Genomic DNA, 1,972 nt, shown 5'->3' with positions numbered 1-1,972 from the left:
AGCCAGGCCTTTGGCTGGTCGGTGACGAGGGGGTCTACATCATGTCCAACGGCAAGCTCGCCGAGGGCGCCCGCCCCCTCGTCGTCTATTCGGAGCAATGCCACCCGCTCGGCAATCCCGACTGGTGGGACTACAAGCGCCGGCACTTCGGCGGCGACGACGGCATCGAGTTCATCGAGGCCGAGCGGCTGATCCCGCTCTTCGACCGGAATCTTCGCGTCACGCATCTCAACGTCGTGCTCACCGAGACCGAGATCGCGCTCTCGCTGATCGCCCGCTGACCTTCCCAAAACCGCGCCGCCCCTCGCCGGCCGACCCTGCTCGGCCGGGGCTCGCGCGCGCCATCACTTCAGGAGAAATCCCAATGTCCAATGACGACCCTTTCACCATCGACCTCTTCGGCAACACGGCGTTGGCATCGGGCCTCGGCCTTGGCGTGACGGCCTTTGCGACCGGATTCGACGCCGATCCGGACCATGACGACGATCCCCCGCCCACTGCGCCCGCGCCGGCCGCGCCAGTCGCAGCCGCCGTACGCCCGCCGGCACAAGACCGGCGAGAACGGGGCCTGAACTTCCATCTCATCGGCGGTCGCGGCCTCGCACGTGGCTGGAAGGCTCGTGCCCGCGACAGCATCGAAGCGATCCGGCTCGCGGCAGCAATAGAGGCCGATCAGCGGCCTGCCACGCGCGACGAACAGGTACGGCTCATCCGCTTCACCGGCTTCGGCGCCTCGGAGCTCGCCAACGGCGTGTTCCGCCGTCCCGGCGAAGACAGTTTCAGGAAGGGCTGGGAGGAAATCGGCGCCGAGCTTCAGGAGGTCGTCGACGACGCCGGCTATGCCTCGCTGGCGCGCTGCACGCAGTATGCTCATTTCACGCCGGAGTTCATCGTTCGGGCGATTTGGGCGGGATTGCTGCGGCTGGGCTGGCGCGGCGGCCGCGTGCTCGAACCCGGTATCGGCACGGGGCTGTTTCCGGCGCTGATGCCGGAGGAATTGCGCGGCGTCTCGCACATCACCGGCGTCGAGCTCGATCCGGTGACCGCACGCATCGCCCGGCTGCTGCAGCCGCGGGCGCGAATCGTCACCGGCGATTTCGCCCGCACCGAACTGCCGGCGCAGTTCGACCTCGCCATCGGCAATCCGCCCTTCTCCGATCGCACAGTGCGGTCCGACCGCGCCCTGCGCTCCCTCGGCCTGCGTCTGCACGACTACTTCATCGTGAAAGCGGTCGATCGCCTCAAACCCGGAGGCCTCGCCGCCTTCGTGACCAGCCACGGCACGATGGACAAGGCCGACAGCACCGCGCGGGAGCCGATCGCGAAGCTGGCCGATATCGTCGCCGCCTTCCGTCTGCCCGAGGGCAGCTTTCGCGCCGATGCCGGTACGGACGTCGTGGTCGACATCCTGTTCTTCCGCAAGCGCAAGGCTGGCGAGCCGGAAGGTGATGTCACCTGGCTCGATCTCGAGGAAATCCGGCCGGCGACGCAGGAGGAGGGCGCCATCCGCGTCAATCGCTGGTTTGCGCGCCACCCGGCCTTCGTGCTCGGCGCCCATGCGTTGAGGCGCGGGATCTACGGTCCCGACGAGACCTATACCTGCGTGCCGAATGACGGCGAGGATCTCGAGGTCGCGCTGACCGCCGCAATCAATCTCCTCCCCGAGAGCCTCTATGACGGTGAGCCCGACGTGCTCAATCCCGAGCTGGAGGAAGCGGACGATCAGGCCGCCGCCGACCTGCCATCCGATCGGCATGTCCGCGAGGGCAGCTATTTCTTCGACAAGGCCCAGGGCCTCATGCAGGTCGTCGACGGCGAACCAGTCGCGGTGAAGGTCCGCAAGGGCCGCAGCAGCGACGGCGTGCCGGAAAAACATGTCCGCATCATCCAGAAACTGATCCCCATCCGCGATGCGGTGCGCGAGGTGCTGAAGAACCAGGAGCTCGACCGGCCCTGGAAGGAGGCGCAGGTG

The 1,972-nt window shown here is 67.5% G+C and carries 2 protein-coding genes; both read left to right on the top strand.

From position 1 onward, the window contains the following. Window positions 1–281: DUF3085 domain-containing protein (locus EOA78_RS35375; RefSeq protein WP_164784115.1), on the top strand; the 281-nt coding region annotated here is incomplete at its 5' end. A gap of 83 nt (window positions 282–364) precedes the next feature. After that, window positions 365–1,972 (top strand): class I SAM-dependent methyltransferase (locus EOA78_RS35370; protein WP_164784114.1); only part of this gene is annotated, 1,608 nt, incomplete at its 3' end.

The organism is Mesorhizobium sp. M5C.F.Cr.IN.023.01.1.1 (assembly GCF_003997585.1).
GTDB lineage: Bacteria > Pseudomonadota > Alphaproteobacteria > Rhizobiales > Rhizobiaceae > Mesorhizobium > Mesorhizobium wenxiniae.
This window is presented reverse-complemented; position numbering and strand designations above follow the sequence as displayed.